General features: G+C 61.8%; 6 protein-coding genes and 1 pseudogene. 5 read left to right on the top strand and 2 right to left on the bottom strand.

Annotated elements, in window-relative coordinates:
* Both HP547_RS26735 and HP547_RS26730 read right to left on the bottom strand, forming a co-directional pair.
* The coding region (locus HP547_RS26735) for a LysR family transcriptional regulator (RefSeq protein ID WP_172288418.1) at window positions 1–155 on the bottom strand (155 nt) is incomplete at its 3' end.
* Window positions 156–273: 118 nt separating this feature from the next.
* Window positions 274–1,566: a dicarboxylate/amino acid:cation symporter gene (locus HP547_RS26730; RefSeq protein WP_172288416.1), complete on the bottom strand. Its 1,293-nt coding sequence runs from the start codon at window positions 1,564–1,566 to the stop codon at window positions 274–276.
* A gap of 488 nt (window positions 1,567–2,054) precedes the next feature.
* On the opposite strand from HP547_RS26730, the gene HP547_RS26725 reads away from it, so the two are divergent.
* The 5 genes and pseudogenes from HP547_RS26725 to HP547_RS26705 form a co-directional block, all read left to right on the top strand.
* Window positions 2,055–2,585, top strand: coding sequence for a thiamine pyrophosphate-binding protein (locus HP547_RS26725; RefSeq protein WP_110744360.1), 531 nt, complete (start codon window positions 2,055–2,057; stop codon window positions 2,583–2,585).
* A complete protein-coding gene (locus HP547_RS26720; protein WP_172227356.1) occupies window positions 2,573–3,169 on the top strand; it encodes a thiamine pyrophosphate-dependent enzyme in 597 nt (198 codons plus the stop codon). The genes HP547_RS26725 and HP547_RS26720 overlap by 13 nt, the downstream gene beginning before the upstream one ends.
* Window positions 3,170–3,240: 71 nt before the next feature.
* Complete coding sequence (locus HP547_RS26715; protein WP_172288414.1) at window positions 3,241–4,404, top strand: acyl-CoA dehydrogenase family protein; 1,164 nt, start codon at window positions 3,241–3,243, stop codon at window positions 4,402–4,404.
* A 56-nt stretch (window positions 4,405–4,460) separates the two neighbouring features.
* Window positions 4,461–5,657, top strand: a complete 1,197-nt coding sequence (locus HP547_RS26710) for a CaiB/BaiF CoA-transferase family protein (RefSeq protein WP_172288412.1) — start codon at window positions 4,461–4,463, stop codon at window positions 5,655–5,657.
* A 50-nt stretch (window positions 5,658–5,707) separates the two neighbouring features.
* Window positions 5,708–5,853 (top strand): annotated as a pseudogene (locus HP547_RS26705) (electron transfer flavoprotein subunit beta/FixA family protein); the annotation flags it as partial.

The raw sequence follows: 5,853 nt of genomic DNA, 5'->3' as shown, positions 1-5,853 counted from the left end.
CCATGGCGCTCGAACAGATAGACGCCCAGCTCCTTTTCCAACTGCCGGATCTGCCGACTCAATGCCGGTTGCGCCACGTGCAGCCGGTCCGACGCCTTGCTCAAGCTGCCAAGTTCTGCCACGTGGATCAGGGTTTTAAGTTGCGTTACGTCCATCGATAAGCCACTAGCAGGGAAAGGGGCGCCATTGGAGCGGCGTATTTGACAGTCTAAAGACAGCCTGGGGCACCAGCTATAGAATTTGAGCATAGCAGTTAGAAGCCGAGCGCCTGGCTCAACCTATTGGCTTATCTGCTTGCGGGAGAGTAGCGCGTGGGGTTGCCTGCTCCACCTCCGGTTCCTGCAACTCCCCTTCCCATTTGGCCACCACCGCAGTGGCGATCGAGTTACCCACGGCATTGGTGGCCGAACGCCCCATGTCGAGGAAGGTGTCTATGCCCAAAATCAGCAGCAGCCCCGCTTCGGGAATATCGAACTGAACCAGTGTTGCGGCAATCACCACCAACGATGCCCGAGGCACCCCTGCCAGCCCTTTGGAGGTCAGCATCAAGGTCAGCAGCATGAGGATCTGTGTGCCGAGGGTCATCTCTACACCGTAGGCCTGTGCGATGAACAGCACGGCAAAGGTGCAGTACATCATCGAGCCGTCGAGGTTGAACGAGTAGCCCATTGGCATCACGAAACTGGAAATCTTGCGGCTGACCCCAAAGCGGTCCAGCGCCGCGAGGAGTTTCGGGTAGGCTGATTCCGAGCTGGCAGTGGCGAACGCCAGCAGAAACGCCTCCTTGATGAGTGCCAGCAAGGCGAACACCCGCCGGCCCAGGAACATCGCACCGGCCAGCACCAGCAACATCCACAGCAAGACCAAGCCCAGATAGAAGTCGCGCATGAACACGGCGAACGTGGCGAGGATCGACAAGCCATTGACTGCCACCGTGGCAGCCATCGCCGCCATGACAGCCAAGGGCGCCAGCTTCATGACGTAGCCGGTGATGAGCAGCATGGCCTGCGCCAGCTCATCGGCCAGGCGTACCAGGCCCTTGGCTTTTTCCCCCAGCGCCGCCAGGGCGACTCCGAAGAACAGCGAGAACACCACGATCTGCAGGATCTCGTTGTTGGCCAGTGCCTCGGCGAATGACCTGGGTACCAGGTGGGTGACAAAGGCCTTGAGGGTAAAGGCTGAGGTCTGCAGCGAAGTGGTTTCACTCACGTCCGGCAGTGGCAGTGCCAGGTGCAGCCCTGGTTGCAGGATGTTGGCCATCATCAAGCCTACCGCCAGCGACAGCAGCGAGGCCGTCAAGAACCACATCATGGCCTTGCCGAATACCCGCCCCACTGCACCGGCATCGCCCATGTGGGCGATGCCTACCACCAGGGTGGAAAACACAAGCGGCCCGATCAGCATCTTGATCAGCCTCAGGAACACGTCCGAGATCACCGAGATGTACCCGGCGGTATGGGCGGCAGCGGCTTTGTCCGGGCTGGTAAGAAAAATGACGTAGCCGATCATCACGCCGAGAAACATGGCCAGCAGTATCCAGCCCGCCAACGGTAGTTTGAGTCTCATTGAGCACCTGTATTCAAGCAATAGGATCCGTCACCGCCTGAGCAGTGCATTACGGAACGAAGTAGGACAGTGCAAGGTGCCGGAACCGGCAGGGCGAGGATGGCGTATCGGCCAATGGCGGCTCGGCAATGAGCCACCCGGCGAGTGTGCGCAGGTAACGAAGCATCATGGACAACCCTCGATCTTATTGTTGTTTTGATTCGACAGCGGCGCGGCCGCAACCGAGTGGACAACCTAACGTCTTTGCCTGCGGCCCATAAGCGCTGCATGTGTCTATCAGCTATGCCCGCTTTCTATAGAGGCAGCCGCTCCTGCGCGAGCCATGCCTGCCCCCATCCGGCAGCTGGCCACACCAAACGCCGACCCGCCATTCCATGGGCCAACCTATGCCGGCCCGGCATATCTCAAAGAAAAAAACGGTAGTCGTCGTGCACCTCAACTCCCCCCATCATGTGGAAAAACAAAAGCAGCACTGCCGGGAGATACGCATGTCATCGCAAGAAGCTGAACAGAACTGGCAAGAGGACGTGTTCCGTGTCCTCAAGGCCCACGACGTCAAGCACGTCGTGTTCGTCCCGGATGCCGGCCACTCGGCAGCCATCCGCATGTCCTACGCCGACCCCGATATCAAGGCCGTTGTGCTTACCACCGAAGAAGAAGGCATCGGCTACCTGGCCGGCGCCTGGCTGGGCGGCGAACGCGGCGCCCTGCTGATGCAGTCGAGCGGTGTCGGCAACTGCATCAACACCCTCGCCCTGCAGAACTGCGCCGGCTTCCCGCTGTTGATGGTGGTGACCATGCGTGGTGACTGGGCCGAGTTCAACGCCTGGCAGAACCCAATGGGCCAGGCCACCGAAGCGTCCCTGAACCTGATGAAGGTGATGACCTGGCGCGCCGACCAGCCAGAGGACGTCGCGCCCCTGCTGCATGGCGCCGCCACCATGGCCTTCAACGGTGATGCCGCCACTGCCCTGCTGCTCGGCCAGCGTCTGATCGGAGAAAAGAAATGGGTCAAGTGAGTGCCAACCACGTGCTGTGCCGCCGTGAAGTCGTCCGTTCCCTGCTCGCCGATCGCAACGATGTGCTGGTGGTCACCGGCCTGGGCTCGGCCTCGTACGATGTAATGGCCGCTGGCGATCATGCCAACAACTATTACCTTTGGGCCGCCATGGGCAGCGCCATCACTGTCGGTTTGGGCCTGGCCAATGCGCAACCGGACAAGAGCGTGGTGGTGATCACCGGCGACGGCGAACTGCTGATGGGCTTTGGCGCCCTGGCCACCGTTGCCCTGCAGCAGCCGAAGAACCTGACCATCGTGGTGCTGGATAACGGCCACTTCGGCGAGACAGGCATGCAGGTCAGCCACGCCGGGTTCGGCATCCAGCTCGAGCGGGTCGCCGATACCTGCGGTTTTGCCTGGACCCAGGAAATCCGTGAGATGGACGGCGTGCATGCTTTGCGCGAGCGTTTCGCCAACCGCGATGGCGTCAAGCTGGCTACGGTGAAAATCAAGGCCGAGAACCCTCCGCGCGTATTGCCGCCGCGCGATGGCCATTACGTCAAGAACCGCTTCCGCGCTGCCCTGGGCTTCCAGCCAATCTGACCGTGTTACAGGGTCGGCCGGCGGCCGAACCACGATGACGCTGCCGGCCCGGCCCACCTTGGAGAATGATGATGCACGACAACAACAACGAAGAACTCAAGGCCATTCGTGAGGGTGTCCGCGCCCTGTGTGGCGACTTCCCCGCCGAATACTGGCGCAAGATCGACGAGGAAAAGGGCTTCCCTGAAGCCTTCGTCAAGGCCATGACCGACGAGGGTTGGCTGTCGGCGATGATTCCGGAAGAGTTCGGCGGCTCCGGCCTGGGCCTGGCCGAGGCGTCGGTGATTCTCGAGGAGGTCAATGCATGCGGCGGCAACTCCGGCACCATCCATGGCCAGATGTACAACATGTTCACCTTGCTGCGTAACGGCAGCGAAGAGCAGAAGCGCTACTACCTGCCCAAACTGGCCAGCGGCGAGCTACGCCTGCAGTCGATGGCCGTGACCGAGCCGTCCACCGGCACCGACACCACCAAAATCAAGACCACCGCGGTTCGCCAAGGTGACAAGTATGTAATCAATGGCCAGAAGGTGTGGATCTCGCGTGTGCAGCACTCCGACCTGATGATCCTGCTGGCCCGCACCACCCCGCTCGCCGAGGTGACAAAAAAGGTCGATGGCATGTCGATCTTCCTGGTCGACCTGCGCGAGGCCATCGGCAACGGCCTGACCGTGCAGCCGATCGCCAACCTGGTGAACCACGAAACCAACGAGCTGTTCTTCGACAACCTGGAAATTCCCGCCAGCAGCTTGATTGGTGAAGAAGGCAAAGGCTTCCGCTACATCCTCGACGGTCTCAATGCAGAGCGCACCCTGATTGCCGCCGAATGCATCGGCGATGGCCGCTGGTTCGTCGAGAAAGCCAGCCAGTATGCCCGTGACCGCGAGGTGTTCGGCCGGCCGATCGGCAAGAACCAGGGTGTGCAGTTCCCCATCGCCGAGGCCCACATCGAGATCGAAGCCGCCGACCTGATGCGCTGGCGCGCTTGCGCCGAATACGACAGCGGGCGCAACGCCGGGGCGGCCGCCAACATGGCCAAGTACCTGGCGGCCAAGGCCAGCTGGGAAGCGGCCAACGCCTGCCTGCAGACCCACGGCGGCTTCGGCTTTGCCAATGAATACGACGTAGAGCGTAAATTCCGTGAAACCCGCCTGTACCAGGTGGCGCCGATCTCGACCAACCTGATCCTGTCCTACGTGGCCGAACACCTGCTGGAGCTGCCGCGCTCGTTCTGATCCGTACTACCCCCCTGTGCCGCACGGGGGCCTGTCATAACAAGAGAGACAACACCATGAGCCAGCCCATCCGCCCCCTTGACGGCATTACCGTCATCAGCCTTGAACACGCGATCGCGGCGCCCTTCTGCACCCGCCAGCTGGCCGATCTCGGCGCCCGCGTCATAAAGGTGGAGCGCCCCGGCAGTGGCGATTTCGCCCGGGGCTACGACCAGCGGGTCAACGGCCTGGCCTCGCATTTCGTGTGGACCAACCGCTCGAAAGAAAGCCTGGCCCTGGACCTCAAGCAGGAAGTCGCCAGCGACATCCTTGATCAGTTGCTGGAGCAGGCCGATGTGCTGGTGCAAAACCTGGCACCGGGTGCGGCCGCGCGCCTGGGGTTGAACTTCGAGGCGCTGCACGCGCGATTCCCGCGGCTGATCGTCTGCGATATCTCGGGCTACGGCGCGGGCGGCCCCTACGAACAGAAAAAGGCCTATGACCTGCTGATCCAGAGCGAAGGCGGTTTCCTGTCGGTCACCGGCGGGCCTGGTGAAGAAGGGATGGCCAAGGCCGGCAACTCGATCGCTGATATCGCCGCTGGCATGTATGCCTATACCGGTATCCTTTCGGCGGTCCTGTTGCGGGAAAAGACCGGCATCGGCAGCCAGGTGGAAGTGTCCATGCTCGAGGCCTTGGTAGAGTGGATGAACTACCCGCTCTACTACGCCTACGAGGGCGCCGCACCACCGCCACGTGCTGGCGCGGCGCACGCCACCATCTATCCGTATGGCCCCTTCCCGGTGGGCGACGGCAGCACCGTCATGCTGGGGCTGCAGAACGAGCGCGAGTGGCAGCTCTTCTGCGAACAGGTGCTGCAGCAACCGGAACTGGCCAGTGATGAGCGCTTCAGCGCCAATTTCACGCGCGTGACCAATCGCGATGCGCTGCGCGGACTGATCGTCGAGGCATTTGCTGCACTGGACTTCGACACTGTGATAGGGCGCCTCGATGGGGCCAGCATCGCCAATGCCAAGGTCAATGACATGCAGGGCGTCTGGGCCCACCCGCAACTGCAGGCCCGCGACCGCTGGCGGCGCATCGACACTGCCGCCGGCCCGGTGCCCAGCCTGTTGCCGCCGGCCACCAGCAACGCCTATGCGCCGCGCATGGACCCTGTCCCCGCCTTGGGCCAGCACAACGAAAGCATCCTTGCCGAGCTCGGCCTGCCCCATGAACGTATTCAGCAACTGCGCACTGCAGGGGTCATCTGACCCCTCTTTTTTCACGCCGTTGCCAACGCTTAAACAGAGTATCCCTGCCTATGAAAGTGCTCGTCGCAATCAAACGAGTGGTCGACTACAACGTCAAGGTTCGCGTCAAAGCGGACAACTCCGGCGTCGACCTTGCTAACGTCAAGATGTCCATGAACCCCTTCTGCGAAATCGCCGTGGAAGAGGCCGTACGCCT

The organism is Pseudomonas sp. CM27 (assembly GCF_013179515.1).
In the GTDB taxonomy this organism is placed as follows: domain Bacteria; phylum Pseudomonadota; class Gammaproteobacteria; order Pseudomonadales; family Pseudomonadaceae; genus Aquipseudomonas.
Note: the sequence above shows the minus strand (reverse complement) of the source record. Positions and strands in the feature narration are given on the sequence as shown.